The organism is Bacillus manliponensis (assembly GCF_000712595.1).
GTDB classification, from domain to species: Bacteria; Bacillota; Bacilli; order Bacillales; family Bacillaceae_G; genus Bacillus_A; species Bacillus_A manliponensis.
The window spans coordinates 119,945-136,851 of record NZ_JOTN01000005.1; the positions used below are offsets into that span (position 1 = coordinate 119,945).

Annotated in this window: 13 protein-coding genes and 1 pseudogene; 13 read left to right on the forward strand and 1 reads right to left on the reverse strand. The window is 32.2% G+C overall.

Annotated features, from left to right (window positions below; genetic code table 11):
- Nucleotides 1-106: 106 nt before the first annotated feature.
- From BAMA_RS08055 to BAMA_RS08090, 8 genes and pseudogenes are all read left to right on the forward strand, one after another.
- A pseudogene (locus BAMA_RS08055) lies at nucleotides 107-1,657 on the forward strand (DNA topoisomerase 3); the annotation flags it as partial.
- A gap of 658 nt (nucleotides 1,658-2,315) precedes the next feature.
- On the forward strand, nucleotides 2,316-2,954 hold the full coding sequence (locus BAMA_RS08060) for an SLATT domain-containing protein (RefSeq protein ID WP_034638104.1): 639 nt from the start codon (nucleotides 2,316-2,318) through the stop codon (nucleotides 2,952-2,954).
- A gap of 35 nt (nucleotides 2,955-2,989) precedes the next feature.
- Nucleotides 2,990-3,538 carry a 7-cyano-7-deazaguanine synthase gene (locus BAMA_RS08065; protein WP_265182709.1) on the forward strand — a complete coding sequence of 183 codons (549 nt, stop codon included), beginning with the start codon at nucleotides 2,990-2,992 and terminating at the stop codon, nucleotides 3,536-3,538.
- Nucleotides 3,516-4,502 (forward strand): hypothetical protein, encoded by a 987-nt coding sequence (locus tag BAMA_RS08070; protein ID WP_051758896.1) that lies wholly within the window; start codon nucleotides 3,516-3,518, stop codon nucleotides 4,500-4,502. Before BAMA_RS08065 ends, BAMA_RS08070 begins: the two co-directional genes overlap by 23 nt.
- A gap of 1 nt (nucleotide 4,503) precedes the next feature.
- Nucleotides 4,504-5,427: a CBASS oligonucleotide cyclase gene (locus BAMA_RS08075; RefSeq protein WP_034638109.1), complete on the forward strand. Its 924-nt coding sequence runs from the start codon at nucleotides 4,504-4,506 to the stop codon at nucleotides 5,425-5,427.
- A gap of 626 nt (nucleotides 5,428-6,053) precedes the next feature.
- A complete protein-coding gene (locus BAMA_RS08080; RefSeq protein ID WP_034638112.1) occupies nucleotides 6,054-7,712 on the forward strand; it encodes an AI-2E family transporter in 1,659 nt (552 codons plus the stop codon).
- A 12-nt stretch (nucleotides 7,713-7,724) separates the two neighbouring features.
- On the forward strand, nucleotides 7,725-8,888 hold the full coding sequence (locus BAMA_RS23455) for a hypothetical protein (RefSeq protein WP_051758897.1): 1,164 nt from the start codon (nucleotides 7,725-7,727) through the stop codon (nucleotides 8,886-8,888).
- A complete protein-coding gene (locus tag BAMA_RS08090) occupies nucleotides 8,885-10,009 on the forward strand; it encodes an AAA family ATPase (RefSeq protein WP_200874668.1) in 1,125 nt (374 codons plus the stop codon). Before BAMA_RS23455 ends, BAMA_RS08090 begins: the two co-directional genes overlap by 4 nt.
- Nucleotides 10,010-10,624: 615 nt before the next feature.
- Here the strand turns inward: BAMA_RS08090 and BAMA_RS08095 are convergent.
- The gene (locus tag BAMA_RS08095; protein WP_034638115.1) at nucleotides 10,625-10,861 is read right to left on the reverse strand and encodes a helix-turn-helix domain-containing protein; all 237 of its coding nucleotides are present in this window, start codon (nucleotides 10,859-10,861) and stop codon (nucleotides 10,625-10,627) included.
- A 190-nt stretch (nucleotides 10,862-11,051) separates the two neighbouring features.
- Between BAMA_RS08095 and BAMA_RS08100 the strand changes: the two genes are divergently transcribed.
- The 5 genes from BAMA_RS08100 to BAMA_RS08120 all read left to right on the forward strand — a co-directional run bounded on the left by BAMA_RS08100 (nucleotide 11,052) and on the right by BAMA_RS08120 (nucleotide 16,895).
- The gene (locus BAMA_RS08100) at nucleotides 11,052-11,573 is read left to right on the forward strand and encodes a hypothetical protein (RefSeq protein WP_034638118.1); all 522 of its coding nucleotides are present in this window, start codon (nucleotides 11,052-11,054) and stop codon (nucleotides 11,571-11,573) included.
- A gap of 280 nt (nucleotides 11,574-11,853) precedes the next feature.
- Entirely contained in the window at nucleotides 11,854-12,768 is a 915-nt protein-coding gene (locus BAMA_RS08105; protein ID WP_034638120.1) for a tyrosine-type recombinase/integrase, read from the forward strand.
- A 35-nt stretch (nucleotides 12,769-12,803) separates the two neighbouring features.
- Nucleotides 12,804-14,963 (forward strand): type IA DNA topoisomerase, encoded by a 2,160-nt coding sequence (locus tag BAMA_RS08110; RefSeq protein WP_034638122.1) that lies wholly within the window; start codon nucleotides 12,804-12,806, stop codon nucleotides 14,961-14,963.
- Nucleotides 14,964-15,708: 745 nt separating this feature from the next.
- Nucleotides 15,709-16,317, forward strand: a complete 609-nt coding sequence (locus BAMA_RS08115; RefSeq protein WP_034638384.1) for a DUF1819 family protein — start codon at nucleotides 15,709-15,711, stop codon at nucleotides 16,315-16,317.
- Complete coding sequence (locus BAMA_RS08120) at nucleotides 16,314-16,895, forward strand: DUF1788 domain-containing protein (protein ID WP_034638123.1); 582 nt, start codon at nucleotides 16,314-16,316, stop codon at nucleotides 16,893-16,895. The genes BAMA_RS08115 and BAMA_RS08120 overlap by 4 nt, the downstream gene beginning before the upstream one ends.
- The last annotated feature ends 12 nt before the right edge of the window (nucleotides 16,896-16,907 follow it).

Sequence of the window (16,907 nt, forward strand, 5' to 3'; positions counted from 1 at the left end):
TGAACATATAAAAGTTAAGCGTATAATATGAGAAGTCGAGAACAATGTACAGAATGAAAAAGTATACGATTATGGAAATACAGGAATAGAGATAGGGAGTTATACGATGAAGTTAATTATTGCCGAAAAACCAGATCAAGGTTTGGCGCTCGTTTCTCAGTTTAAATACCGAAGAAAAGACGGTTATTTAGAAGTGGAACCAAATGAGCTGTTTCCAAACGGTGCGTATTGTACGTGGGCGATTGGTCATTTGACGCAGCTATGCAATCCGGAGCACTATCATGCAGAATGGAAGAAATGGTCACTTAATACGTTGCCGATGATTCCGGAGCGTTTTCAATTTGAAGTAACGAAATCAAAATATAAACAGTTTAATGTTGTGAAACAGCTGTTACATAATCCTCAGGTGAACAGTATTATTCATGCTGGTGATGCCGGGCGTGAAGGGGAGTTAATTGTGCGTAATATAGTCAATTTATGCAACGTACAAAAGCCGATGCAACGTCTTTGGATTTCTTCGTTAACAAAACAAGCCATTTACCAAGGATTTCAAAATTTACTAGATGAAGCTGATACAATCAATACGTATTATGAAGCATATACGCGCTCATGTGCGGATTGGGTTGTAGGAATGAACGCTTCACGTGTTTACAGTATTTTATTAAAACAAAAAGGAATGAATGATGTTTTCTCTGCTGGTCGGGTGCAAACGCCAACACTTGCGTTAATTGTAAAGCGAGAGAAAGAGATTGAAAGCTTTAAATCTGAACCATTTTGGGAAGTCATCGCAACATTTAACATAGAGGGAAAGAAATACGATGGTAAGTGGGAAAAAGAAGGGGAAGCTCGTATAAAAGACCCTGAGATGGCAAATAAAATCGCAGCTTTTTGTCAAAATAAGCCGGCTGAAGTGAAAGATATGAAGACGGAGCGCAAAGAGTTTCAGCCACCGCTTTTATTTAATTTATCTTCATTACAAGCAACGGCGAATAAAGCATTTAAGTTTTCACCAAAGAAGACGTTAGATGTTACGCAAGCATTGTACCAAAAAGGAATTGTATCGTATCCGCGTTCAGACTCAAACTATGTAACAGAAGGGGAAGCTTCGACATTTCCTGACATTTTGCAGAGGTTAAGTCAGTTTGATGAGTATAAAGATGTATTGCCAGCCCCGATTTCTTCGATTATGAATAATAAGCGTTATGTAAATGAGAAGAAGGTTACAGATCACTATGCGATTATCCCAACAGAGCAAGTGACAAACCCAAGTAAACTATCCGGTGATGAAAAGAAAATTTACGATATGATTGTAAGACGATTAATTGCGGCTCATTATGATGCGGCGATTTTTGATTATACGACAATTACAACGCTTGTTGATGGACGTGCTGAGTTTATTTCAAAAGGAAAGCAGCAAATTCAAGAAGGTTGGCGTAAAGTTATTTTCCAAGACGATAAAGACGATGAAACAATTTTGCCAGTTGTTGCTGAAGGAGAGCAAGGGAAAGTAACGAAGGTGAAAGTGAAAGAAGGAAAAACACAGCCACCAAAACGTTATACAGAAGGTCAATTAATTACGCTAATGAAGACAGCCGGGAAGTATTTAGAAAATGAAGAGCTTGAGAAAGTATTAAAGAAGACAGAGGGGTTAGGGAGCTTATCTATAAAAAATATGTGTGCATAAATAAGTGAAGTGTGAAAAACGTATACACATAAGATATAAATGAGTTGTTTCAGGGTGTGCAAAACTAATTTATGTACATTATTAAACTATGCATCTAGCTTATCTATGAGGATTGAATTATTTGGATTAAACATTTTGTTAGTACTCTTTTTTGGCAGAAGAGCCAGTAGGTCGGAAGTTGCAATGTTATATTTTTATATATAATTCAAGTTATCAAAAGATAATTTATTTTATATATTTATAATTTCTATTCGTGTTTTAACTTGATCAGGAGAAGAGATTACATGTTATATATCAGGGGATTTAAAGTTGGCAAAGAAAAGAATTTATATAGAAATGGCTTATTTTTCTGATAATGAAATTATAAAAGTGATTCAGAATAAAAAACGTACTTAGAAACGTTTTTTATTTAATAAAATGGATATAAAAAAATGAAGAGTGAAGGAGGATCTATGAGATAATATTTATTTCAAAATAATTTAAAGTGAATAATTCAGATGACGTAATAATGTTTAGTTAGAATAAGTATAAAAGAGAAGTAGATTAGAAGCCTCAAATCAATTCTAATCCAGTATATGTTAAAATGTGGTATAATTTATGTGTATTTAAAAATCTGAAGGTGGATATAGCAATGAATCAAGAATCAAAAAAGGAATATTTGAAAAAAATATTAAGAAAATCAGAAGTAACAAGGAATGCTCACTATTTATTGTTCAATAGATATAGAATTTTGAGTAATGTGCTACACGCTATCATTTTAATAGGTTCTTCAATTGTCGCTATTTTAACTTTTGCTAAATTTACAACTTTTAAGCCTATATTTCAAAAGATATCGGAGGAAGGATATACATTATTTGTAGGATTGTTTGCATCTTTAATTTTCATACTAACTGTTATAGAAGAGTTTGGTAAACTCAGCGATAAAGCTTCAGGTCATGAAAATACAGCAAAACAATTAACAAGCTTTATACGTAATACAGATGCAATAAAAAAGCTACCCGAAATATCAGAAGAAGACATAGATAAAGTAACAATGCAATACAACATGATAAATGAAAATGCTCTTTCATTAACGGATAAAGCATTTTATAAGGCAAAACAAAGATTATTTATAAAGATAGAAATTAGCAAAGAATTAGAGAAAAACCCGTTTTTGTTTATTTGGTTATTTAAAATATGTAAGAGAATTGAATTTTATAAAAAAAGCAAGAATCAAAGCAGTGAAACATTAGTAGATAAGGAAAAAAGAGAATCAGGAGATGATGAGTAATTTTAGTTGATAGAAGGGATAGTAAGTCGATATTAATTTTAGCTAGTGGAGGAATTGATTCAACGGCATTAATTCATTACTATGTATCACAAGGTTTTAATATAAAAGGAATTCATTTTAATTATGGACAAATGGCATGCAAAAAGGAAGAGCAGGCAGTAAAAAAAATAGGTGAATATTATGATATAGAAATTGAGAGTAAAAGTTTTGGATTTTCATTTAATCACATAAAAGGAGAATTTATTGCTAGAAATCCACTTTTTATATTAGCTGCCTCTAATTTATTGCCAAAAACTTATTCGAAAATCGGAATAGGTATTCATTCTGGAACGCCATATTATGACTGTACTAGGACTTTTATTAACGACTGTCAGAAAATATTGGATGGTTATTTTGCCGGAACAGTTATTATTGAAGCTCCTTTTTTATTATATGACAAAAGAAGTGTATTGAAATTTTGTTTAAGGAATCAGGTTCCAATTGAATTAACTTATAGTTGTGAATTTAATGATGAGGAACCATGTGGGGAATGCCTTTCGTGCAAAGATAGGAGGATACTAAGTGAGTTATCAGGATCAATGTAAAAGAAGGGTGATAAAAGGAAGTGAATTGAGTACGCCGATATTAGTACCTTCATTTTCTAGTAAGGGTATAAGAGACATTAAAAAAATATATCCATATATGAAAGGTAATTTAACATTAGCATCATTGGTCAGTGCTTACGATTTATATTATGACTATATCAATCCGTTAGAAATATATGAATCAGATATATTATTTGTAGACAGTGGGGGATATGAAAGAGATCAGGAACATGATTTGTCTAATGTTTATAGCGGTAAATATACCCCTGAAAAATGGACTGAAGAGATGCATTTGGAAGAGATTAAGAAGGTGGATTTACTAGGGAATATAGTGTTAGTAAATTATGATCATGAAAAGAAGTTCGCATTGTCTGAACAAGTTGAAAGAGCAGAAAAGTTTTTCGGGTTATTTCCTGACTTCTTAAGTGATTTTTTATGTAAACCAACGAATGGAAGTCATTCTTTTATAGATATTAGTGACTTTTGTAACAATATACATTTAATGTCGTCTTTTTCTATTATTGGATTCACAGAAAAAGAATTAGGAAATTCTATATTAGAAAGATGTACTAATATATATAAAATTCGTTTTGAATTAGAAAAAGAAAATATACAAACGCCTATTCATATTTTTGGGTGTTTAGACCCATTGAATATACTTGCTTATTATATGTGTGGTGCCGATATATTCGATGGTCTATCTTGGTTAAGATATTCGTTTGAAAATAACATACCTTCTTATCTGAATAGTTCTGCTATTTCAAGTGGGAAATGGGATAAAGAAGATTCTGAAGTAAGAGCGCTCACCTTCTCTGAAAATTTACAATTGTTAGTTGGATTGACTGATAAAATGAATCAGTTTTCAGAAGAATATGATTGGAGTACCTTAGGTCTAGAAGAGGGAATAACAGAACAACTTAAAGGGTTAATAAAACGTGTAGGAGAAACGATAGGGGGAAAATAAAATGGGTGGGAGTAATGGGGGATACAGTATACCAACTAAATCTTTACAAGAATTAGAAGCTGAGCGAATTGAAAGGGAGAAACAACTGAATTATGAAAGAGAAGTAAATGAATTTTTGCAATCACTATTCAAAGATATTAACAATCGGAATGTTGAACAAGTTAATAAACACTTAGATACTTTGAAAAAAGCTTTAGAAAAAGACAGTGAAGATATTTATGAATTGAAATTTGGAGGTTCTGTAAGTAAACATACCTATACAAATGGCTTAAGTGATATAGATATGTTAGTAAGAATAAATAAAAGCTCTTTTATAAATGCGAAGCCCGAAGAAGTATTAAGTCATTTTGCTAAGAAAATTCAAGAGCGATTGCCTAAAACAAATGTTTCAGTAGGTAAATTAGCTGTGACTGTTAAATTTTCTAGTGGAAGTGAGATTCAATTACTCCCTAGCATTAAAACAGCCACAGGTTATAAAATTGCTAAACCAGGTAAAAACGAATGGAGTAATGTCATAAAACCTGAGAAATTTGCAACTAAATTAACAAAAGTTAATCAGGCCAATAGTGGAAGGGTAGTACCGTTAATTAAATTATTTAAAGGAATAAATGATACTTTTCCTAAAAATAAGAGGTTATCAGGATATCATATCGAGTCTCTAGGAATTGATGCTTTTAAAAAGTATACTGGTAAAAATACCTATAAAGGAATGACTGAACATTTTTGTAAACATGTTCAACAAGCTGTACTAAGACCGATTAAGGATAGTACAGGACAATCAATACATGTAGATGGATATTTAGGTGGAAGTAATAGTCAGGAAAGAAAGCAGATAAGTCATAATTTTAAGATGTTAGGAAAGAGATTGAGCCAAGCAAATGCAATGGCAGCTACTGAAAAATGGAAAGATATTTTAGGTTACTAGGAACACATTAAAATGGTTTTATTAATTATGTAAGTAAAATATTGTCTCTTTTTAATGACAAAATTGTACTTACATTTATTTCAAAGAACAATATTTTACTTATATTTTGTAGCGAAAATTAGTATTTTTTGTACAATGAATAATCGGTTCCTTAGCGTATAGGGAATCGATTAATTTGTTTCTAAAAGTACAATTTTCTCGAAATAGTGTTCTGATCCTTACTATGGGTAATTTATTTGAGTTTTTACTTTTAAAGTTAACAGAATTTAAGCGAAGATATATTTGTAAACTAGTTTACAAGGATTAAATTAATATAGCGCATAAGTAAGCGTAAATCTGGTGATATCACGTACCATCTGTGGGATGAGAACCTTAAAACAGGCGACTTCAAATTCAAGAGCAATTACATTGATTGGTCTCCATCACAAGCAGGTGTAATAGAACCACAACCTGGTGAAGAGTACATTGTTGTTTGCAAGCGCCAAGAAGTGGACAGTGTAAAAATATCTCTTTTCCTTTCATTTTGGGAAATGCTCAGATCAGTCAGAAACACGCAAGAAAGCATAAAAACGTGGTATTGTTACCAAAATTCTTATTGAACTTATTTGGAAGGACTGTTTAAAATTATGGCTAATAAGAATGCAAATCAAAATATGGAAATTGATAATATTGAAACTGACTTTGATTTTGAAGAAGTAGAAGGTTTCTTATCAAAACAGTTAGAGGACAGCTTTTCTGATTTAGAACTACTGGAAAACGAAAGAGAATCGATAGCAGATCCTGATTCTTTAGGAAAAGTAGTATTGGATGAAGTTTGGAAACAGTTTGGGAATCAAATTGGACTTGACATGACGAATGAGACATTAATTCAAAAATATGATAGAGAGCATCCTCAACAATATAAGGATATTGCTAATTCGGTACTGCAAGACCAACAATACAAAGATGCCAATGAGGCAATGAAGGAAAAACAAAAAGCCGGCACTTTAAAGGATGAATATACAGGGAAAAACTTAAAGCATAATGAAAATGCTAATTTAGACCATGTAGTATCTAGAAAAGAATTATTTGAAAATCAAAGAAGAAAGCAAGCAAATTTAAGTGTAGCTGATCTTGCCAACAAAGAAGAAAATCTAAAGGCGACTAACGAATCTTTAAATAAAAGCAAAGGTGCAAAGAGCAACAAAGAATATTTAGAAAAACGCGAGGCTAGAGAAAAAGAACTTATTAAACAAAACGAAAGGGCAAATAAAAAAATCGATGAATCAAACATGTCAGATGTTGATAAACGTTTACAAAAAGAAAAAAATGATAAACGATTAAAGGATAAGTTTGCTGCTGATGATGATTCTATGATGAAAGCTGATAAAGAAGCAAGAAAAGCAATTAATAAAGATATTACAGTTAATGCAGCAAAAGAAGTTGGCAAAAAAGCAGGGAAAGATGCCTTAAAGGTAATGGCTGTATCAGCACTCTTTACATTGTTGAAGGAAATTATGAACGGCTTAATCCGTTTTTTTAAGGCGGGATCTAAGTCGTTTAATGGATTCTTATCTGAGATGCGTGAATCGATTAAATCATTCTTTTCCAAGATTTTCAGTTTCATTCAAACGGGAGCATCAACATTAATTGGTACCATTATTTCTGAAATCTTCGGTCCTATTGTAAGTACTTTTAAGAAATTGGTAAGTGTAATTAAGCAAGGGGTATATTCTCTTATAGATGCAGTTAATTATCTTCGTGATAAGAAGAATAAGGACAAACCGTTCTCAGCAAAGGTAGCACAAGTCGGAAAAATCATAACTGTTGGATTAGTTGGCGGCAGTGCGATTTTTTTAGGAGAGGTTTTTGAAAAATTCTTACTAACCGTTCCTGGAATGCAAATTGAGATCCCTCTAATAGGATCTCTTGCTAATATGATTGGCTTATTCTTATCAAGTTTAGTATCTGGATTAGTTGGTGCCATCGTGTTAAATCTTATCGATAAGTTTATCGCCAAAAAGGTAAAAGAAGAAAAGGACCAACAAATTATCGATAAGAAAAATGGGATTATGAATCTTCAACAAGTACAACGTTTTGTAGCTGAAAATCGTGTAGTAGCATTGAAAGAAAATGTTATGAACGAAATCTCAGAGAATCACGTATTGGCAAAGGACATAATGCGACAATCGCTTAATAAGATATTTGATGATAATCATGCTAGTAGTTCTAAAAACAAGAACAATATTACTGAAAATCAGAGAGAACTACTTCAAATACAAAAAGATTTAGAAGGCTTACTTTAAAGGTGATGAGAAATGACAAAGGTAATGACTAGAGAGGAATCCTCAACTAATGAACAGACAATGATAGTGTCTACCAGAGGTGAGGGTTTCAATAAAAAGAAAAATGAGTTAAAAGCATTCAGTGAGAAACTGCCTAAAGAAGCAGAGTTACCTAGTGTCCCAGTTACGGGAGGGTTATTTGGGTGGTTTAACTACGATGTGACGGGTAGTGACTTAAACAGGCTTACTGAAAGTATTCAAGATAAAATGATTGAGCAGAATAAAGTTCTTGTTAGAACGATTCAAGAGTTTAATACGATTTACGATACTTTTTCTGCATTAGATAAAGAGTACATTCAGGGAATTTTAATCTCATTAAAAGCAGCTGAAGAAGCAAATGTAAAAGCATTAAAGGGAATAGAAGGCGTTGAGACAAATCAAGACGAGATTAAACAAATCATTAATCAACAAAAACAGGTAATTCAGGTTCTGCAAAACTTTAAAGAAAAGATTGAGAGAATAGAACACTTATCAGACGTGGATACAATTTTTGCTATCTATTCAACAATGCAAGATAATGTTACAGCAATCGAAGCAAAGATTGAAGCTCACGAACTGACATTAGCTGACCTGATTAATGAAACGAAATCATTGTTATCTTCACAGTCAGATTTTCAAGATCATATGAATCAAATAAAAGAAAACCAAGTTAAGCAATATCAAACAGTGAAACAACTGGTATCACACCAAAATAATAGCATATCTAAAATCGAAGCAATTAATACAGTAAACAAGGCTGATATCGAAACACTAAATAAAGAAGTTGCTAATCAGGTAGAAAAACTCGGTGATTTAAAACAATTATTTCAGGATGATATCCAGATCTTATCAAATAAAGTCGTTCGAAACAATTCAGAGTTTGATGCCAAACTCGTTTCAACAACTAACGAAGTCAGAAAAAACAAGACAGATTTTGAAAATGCTATTAAGGAACTCAACGTTGGAATTGAGCAACAAGCAGTAAGTATGAATTCATATTTTGAATCTGAATTGTCAAAGGCAAAAAATGAGATTAGAGAGCTTAATCTGTTGACAGTAAGCTTAACAAAAGGGTTGAAGACTACTCGAGTTTTTTCATTTGCTAGTATTGCTATAACATGTGTTTTAGTGCTTTTGATAATAAGTGGGGTGCTATGATGATTTCAGAGCATTACAAACGCCAGCTGATGAAAGAAGCTAAGCAGTTAGACGTTGCTTTAGGACAAACATCTGAATTGGAAAGATTAGCTCAAGAAATAACTGACGAACAAGTTGATAAAGCTGTTCTAGAGCTCATTAAAAACCTAGGTATCTTAACTAAGAAACAATCTTTACCCAGAATGGAGCAAAAGCAAGAAAAAATTATTGAGACATTATATAAATATCTAGGAGCATCAAAAGTTGATGGTCTTATCCAAGACTTGAAAGAGTCTTCAAATGTTTCACTTGATGTGCTACTTAACCAATTAGACGAACTGGTTGGACTAGAAGATGTAAAGCAACAAGTCCGTGATTTGATTGACTATAATCAAATACAACAATTACGAGTGAAAAACGGATTGAAGAAGTCTAACAAAACTTTGCACATGGCATTTCTGGGTAATCCCGGCACAGCTAAAACTACAGTGGCTCGTATTGTTGGGAGGATGTATAAAGCTATCGGATTATTAAGTAAAGGACAATTTATTGAAGCGAGTAGGACTGATTTAATTGCTGAGTACCAAGGACAAACAGCAATCAAGGTAAAAAGGTTAATTAATCGTGCTAAAGGTGGAGTCCTATTTATTGATGAAGCGTATAGTCTAACTGAGAATGATCATAGTGATAGTTATGGGAGAGAAAGTCTTACTGAGCTAACAAAGGCTCTAGAAGATTATCGAAATGACCTCGTTGTAATAGTAGCTGGATATACAGATTTGATGGACCAGTTCTTTGAATCCAACCCAGGATTAAAGTCAAGATTTAATACTTATATTTCATTTAGTGATTATTCACTAGATGAGCTTGTTCAAATATTCACTTACACCTGCAAACAAAATGACTATATTGCCGATGAGCAAGCGATTAAAAAAGTCCGCGATTTGCTGCAAACGAAATTAAATGAAAAAGATGAACACTTTTCAAATGGTCGTCTTGTTCGGAATTTATTTGATGATATAACACTTAATCAGTCGAAGAGACTGTCGAAATTTCCGGGGCATATTGCTAAAGAATCGTTGATGATAATTACTAAAGAAGATGTTCCTCAAGATAGTGGACTTGTTTCCATAGACCAATAAGCTGCTTGTTTAATAACTACTGCACAGTACAAGAATACTATTCAATATACTAATATGATGTTCAACAATCGGGCGCGATTGTTGAACATGAAGTAAAAGGACGATACATATTAGACATGACTAATATGTATCGTCCTTTATTTTTTATGACTTTTTACAATTTAGGTCTTGATAATATAATAACGGTACGACTTTATTTCAAAGCGACAGTTTTATGTTATTTGCTTTGCGGGGTCCCCACATAAGGGGAGTTTTTTGTAACGGAAAAGTACAGAGTTGTGAAGTATATCGAATTCATATTTGAGATTAAATATACATTTATGTTGAATCAGGGATGGCTTGACTCGGAGCCTCTACAGGTATGATTCTCCTGCCAAGAACCCAGCTATAAAAGGAGTGTCAGGTTTCGCACAAGTTTATCATGCCTGCCACTCCAAGTAAAGCCGTGTTGTATATCGGTGAATAGCAGTTCTGCAACATTCTGCACTTTCGTTTTGCAATAAACAAATGAGAGTTATAAATAAGGAGAATAGGGGCTGGATTTAGAGGTTTTTGTGTTCAAGGTTAATACTGTATATACTATTAGGAAAAGAAAAGGTTGTATTTGCTTTCCTTTTATAGTTGCCCCTCTGATAACCTTTGTTCTAATTCCTTAATTAGCTGAGAAGGATGAATATTTAAAGCACCAGCTAATGAGAATAAGGTGTTTATAGTTGGCTTTCTTTTTCCTCTTTCTAAAAGACTGATATAGGTCCTGTCTAACCCAGAATTAAATGCTAATTCTTCTTGGCTCATTTTTGAGCTAAGACGATGTTCCTGCAAGACAGTTCCAAAAATTTGTTCGATATTCAAGAAACCACTCTCCCTATGTTTATACAATAATTTTGGAAGAGGTGTTTCTTTAACTCCACAGACTATAGTCTACAAAATGGGTGCTGTTTTTTTATTAATTGAATGATTGTAGACTATAGTCACGGAGAGGGTTCTAGTCTATAATATTAGAGTATAGTTTTTAGATAGAAAAAAGGATGATAATTTGAGTATGAATGACATCATGAATAGCATAAAGTTACCTGAGACATTAAAAGAATATTTATTAACAAGTAATAGAATGGAATCATTACTAAGTGAAGAGATTTTATTGGATATTGAGGAGATTTACATTCTTTATAAATCGCTATATAAATTTGATGAATCGGATTTTAGCTTGAATGTGATTAAATCGATTGACAGATGTAGAGATAGAAATGGATTTTATTTTTATCTAAAGAAAGTATTAGACAGTGAATTGGAAATACAGTCTAAGGGTAATGTAGAACAAAATAATGAGGGTATAGTAATATCAGAAGATTTAATAGACGAGCAGTTTAAGGAAATTACTAAAGATTATATAGACTCAATTAATCAAATATACTTGGGTGAAAAAGTAATAGATTTAAAATGTGTATATAAAAACTTAGGGAAATTAGAAGTGTTGAATACTCTTTTAGAAGATGAATACTTAAAAGGTTTACTTTCTTCAGGATACAAAATATTGGAGAATTATGAAGAAAGATTAAATTAATCTAGCAACCGTTCGTACCTATAACGAACGGTTGCTTTTAGATTTAATGATATTTATATATCTTGTTTTTAAATGTATTGAAAATACTTCGTATTTTACCACAGTTACCATTTAATTTTGTAATCGAAAATATCAATAGAAACTCAACATATAATATACATTATGCGTTGAGTTTCTATTGATATTGCATTTAAACTCGTCGTATAATGTATAGGAAAGTGCTTATTTTTTATAAATTTGTTTACTTATAACTCAGCATATAATATAAGAAGGTGGGAAGATGCTACATAAATATCGTAAGTATTTAATTGATAAAGGAAAATCTCAGAATACATTACTATCCTATATCAACGATTTGCATATTTTCTTTCAAGAAATGAGATTAAATCCAGATAGTTATGTAATAAGTAATGATATTAAAAAATGGATAAGAGACATGTTAAACCCTCGAGAAGGTAAAGCATTGTCCGTAAGTACGATAAATCGTCGTTTAAATACTCTCAGGAGTTATTTTAGTTGGGCTGAAAGAGAACAGTATATTAAAGTAAATCCTATGACAGATATTAAAGATTTAAAAGTAGCAGATGAAGAATATGAAAAGATCATGTGGCTGACAGAGAAAGAGTTTGAAGCCTTATTGGAGCGAATGAGGAAGTATCCTGTAAAGACTAGAGGAGTAAATCCTGAAGAAAAGTATCGGAGAGATAGAGCTATTATTTATATCCTCACTTATGCAGGATTACGTGTGGAAGAGTTATCAAGTTTAAAGATTACAGATATAGATTTAGATTTAAAAAAGATTAGGGTAATTGGAAAGGGGACTAAGGTAAGAACCATACCAATGTCAAACTTTCTTTATAATGAAGTATTGGACTGGCTTCAATTCAGAAATAAGATAGCAAAGGACAAAGAGATAGTTAACCAATCACCATATGTTTTTTATAGTCAACGATCTGAAAAATTTTCAATTCGTGGAATTCAGGCTATGATTGAAAATTACAGTACATCAGATAAAAAATTAACACCTCATATGTTTAGGCATACTTTTTGTAAATGGATGTTAAAGGCAACCAATAACGATATAGAGAAAGTTCGTCGTTTAGCAGGTCATAGTCATATTTCCACTACAACGAGATATTTAAAGAATTCTTTTGATGAATTGACAGATGCTGTAGAAGCAATGCCAATCTTTTAAATTTAATTATTTATATTATTTAGGAGGGATTCATTTTGAAGGCAGTAATTATAGCAGAGAAACCTTCCGTAGCTAAAAACATTGCTGATGCATTAAAGATTAAAAAAAGAAATGATGGGTATTACGAGGGAAATACTTATATTGTTACTTGGGCATTTGGTCATTTGCTTCAATTATATGATGCAAAAGACTATGATGAAAAAATGGCTAAATGGCAAATGGATAATTTTCCTTTTATTCCAGAGAAGTTTCAATATAAAGTAAAGAGCAGCCCGAAAGATAGAGATAAGGCTGATAGTGGTGCGAAAAAACAGCTAAATATAATCCGTTCTTTACTTTTTAGAGAAGATGTTGATTCTATTATTTCAGCATGTGATTATGACCGTGAGGGGCAAGTAATTGGTGATAGTGTCATTTATAATATAAAAGCACCGAAACAAGTCTATCGTCTATTATTGAATGAATGGACACCAGATGAGGTAAACGCAGGGTTAAAACAAATTAGACCAAACTCGGATTTACGTCCGTTGCAAGATGCGGGAGTAAGTAGACAATGGGCAGATTGGGCGATTGGAATAAATTTAACTTCTGTTGCTACACTTAAGTATCAAAAAGGAAAAGGGCAAGCGTTAAATGTTGGGCGCGTTTTATTGCCTACCTTGAAAATCATTTATGATCGAGATAAAGAAATCGAAACGTTTGTACCGGAGAACTATTACAAATTAGTTGCTACATTTAAAACACAAAGGGAAGAAGAATTTGAAGCAACTTATCTGGAGGAGCAAGAGGAGAAGTTTAAAAATAAGGCTACCTTAGATGAAATATATAATATATTGCAACGTTCTTCAGGAGAAGTTATAGATAAACAGGTTGAACAGAAAAGAGAATATCCTCCTTTTCTATTTAATTTATCTAATTTACAAGGATATGTTACAAGTAAGTATAAAGGCTGGACATCAGATAAAGTATTAAAAGTAGCTCAGTCTTTATATGAGAAAAAATATATTACTTATCCCCGTACAGGAAGTACAGCTTTAGAGGAAAGTTTAGTCGGACGAGCAGCCAAAGTTTTAGAAGCAGTAAAAAAAGGATTACCATACGAAGATGAAATCTCTTTTGTTAAAACAAAACGAGTATTCAATAATGCAAAAGTTGAAAGTCATAGTGCTATCATGCCTACGTATGTGCTTCCTAAATCATTAACAAGTGACGAGCAAACTGTATATACAGCAGTCAAGAATCGTTTTATCATGCAATTTATGCCTGTAGCAGAGCATGAAGAAACACGTATTCAAATTAAAATTAGTGATTCCTCAATAAAAGGTGTGTTTATTGCAAAAGGTCGTGTTCAAATTGTTGAAGGCTGGCGTAAAGTAGAGAAAATTGAATCCAAAGACAAGATGTTACCATTTGTGAAATTTAAAGAGAATCTGGAAATTACAAATGCAGATGTTACTTCCCATGTCACAAAGCCGCCAAAGCATCATACTGAGAAAACCTTATTACGTGTAATGGAGACTTGTGGAAAAAACTATGATGAAGAAGAAGCTGTGTTAAGTGGTTTTAGTATAGGGACTCCAGCTACTAGAGCGGAAACAATTAAGAAATTGAAGGATATAGGTTATATTTTTTCAAAAGATAAAAGTTTATTATGTAGTGAGTTAGGTCGAAAAATTGTAGAAACATTTCCTGTGAAAGAGTTGTTTGACTTGGAGTTTACGGGTAAATTAGAAAAAGCCCTGTCGGACATGGAAAAAAAGAAAGTGAGTCGAAGTGTCTTTTTAAACTTTATCTTTGATTTTACAAGAAAATCAGTAGAAATGATTAAAAATGATCAAGATGTTATCTTACACCATGTTACGAGAGAACCGAAAGAGGTAGAGGTTTTAGGGAAATGTCCAATTTGTTCTAACGCCATTGTGGAAGGACAAAAAGGTTTTGGGTGTTCAGATTGGAAGAATGGGTGCAAGTTTGTTATTTGGAAAAATGATAAATTTTTAGCAACCATGAAGAAAAAGCCAACGAAAACAATGGTTAAGAAGTTGTTAAAAGATGGAGAAGCGTTAGTTAAAGGTTTAACAAGTAAAAAGGGAAATAAATTTGATGCGATATTGAGATATGAAAAAAATCCTGAGAATGAATTTTTTAGTTGGAAAATGAGCTTTGTAGATAATCAGGCACAAGATAGCAAATAGAAGAGTATAACAACATTTTATATAACTAGTTTTTAGTCTGAGATTGCTAATCATAAAAGAGAACTTTTATCTAGAACTACTTATATATTATTTATGATGGATGAGAAAAAGCGAATTTCAATAGGGTGAAAAAAAGAGCTTTTATTCAAAGGCTCTTTTTTGTATATTAAGTATATTTAAATAAGTAAGTGACGCACTATTGTTGCTTTAGAATAAAGTATGCTTAAAACTTCTCCATGAACACTGAATTTATATTAGAGAAAAATCCGTATATTACTTATCAATATTATTGAGAATGAGATAGTAAAAATTTATAGTAACCAAAGATGTGAATGTTTATATATTTTAAAAATTAAATATTTATTGATATGAAATTTAGAGGGATCGATTTAAGAGATGTATCAATTAAAATTCAGACGCTCAAATAATCAAATTGAGTTAGTTACACCACAAGGAACAAAGGGATCTTTAATGAATTGTATTATTTCCAAACCAAAGCTTTCTCTTAAAGGCTTAAGGGCTATTTATTTAGCTCTTTTTGAATGGGTGAGTATCTAGATGATACTACAGGGAAATATAAAGAAGGTAAAGAGTAGTATAAGAAATCTATGCAACAAGTGTGGTATTTTGTTCAGTCATTATTAATCTGTGCGAAAATATAAATTATTATGATGTGTTCAATATAGGTAGATGAAATGATAAGATAGTCTTATGGTATAAAAAGTGGCCCGAAGGAATGAGTATAATGATGAAAAATTTAAGATATAGCACAACAATTAAAGCAAGACCATTACTTTATTTAGAAATGAAAAAGGCTGCAACCCTTGTTGTAGAAGGGAATATATTAGAACAAGTGAAAAAATTAATACTCGAAGAAAATATCTATCAAGTGAAAACAGAAAGTAGAAAAAAGGAGTTTGCATCAATAGTGTCTAGTAGGCTTCAAGTTCTAGATGGATTTTTGATGAAACAACTTGTTTATGGTGATGTAGAAACAAGTAAGTTAATTGTACTGTATACCATCATAAAGACAGACCGTCTCTTCTACGAATTCATGGACGAAGTAATAAAAGATAAATACATGCTAAGGGATTTCTTGTTAGCAGATAAGGATTTTAATATTTTCTTCCTACGCAAACGAGAACAGTCAGACGTAGTCGCGGGGTGGAAGGATTACACCTTCTATAAGTTGCAGCAAGTATTTATTCGTATCTTATTTGAGGTTGGTATCCTCAAAAATCAAAAAGGAGAACGTGACATCAATGTTCCTTTCTTGAGTAATGATGTAAAACAACATTTAAAAGAGATTGGCGACGGTGCATTTGTCACTTTATTGGTAGGTGAGACGGTATGAGAAGTATTCAACAGCGCTTAGATATGATTCGCGAAAAGATAACAAGCTCTAATTTCCGTGAGAGTAAAGGGTTAGGAAATGAAATTGGCTATTATATCTTTGATTATGATCCACAAGATGAAATGCTTATTCGATTACAGATTAAGTACTTAAAAGAACGTATTAACACGAGCAATTCATCTGTGTACATTCGTGAATTTGATTTATATGAAATTGTATTAGAGATATTAGCTGAAAAAGGCTATTTACAAAAGAATTTTGAGATGGAAGAAAAACGTGGTAGTGAATTTGTACTGAATGCAACAAAGAAAGCATTACGTTTAACTTTATCAAGTGATTTGGTTGTGAAGTATATTTCTGAAAAAATTGAGCCAAATGATATTGTTTTCCTAACTGGCATAGGGAAAGCGTTCCCTATTATTCGTTCCCACACCATATTAAACAATTTACATAGTGCAGTAGATACAGTTCCTGTCATTATGTTTTTCCCTGGAAAATATGATGGTCAAGAATTAAAATTATTTAACGAAATTAAGGACGACAACTACTATCGTGCTTTTCAACTAATTGATAGGTAGTGAAATTTTTGG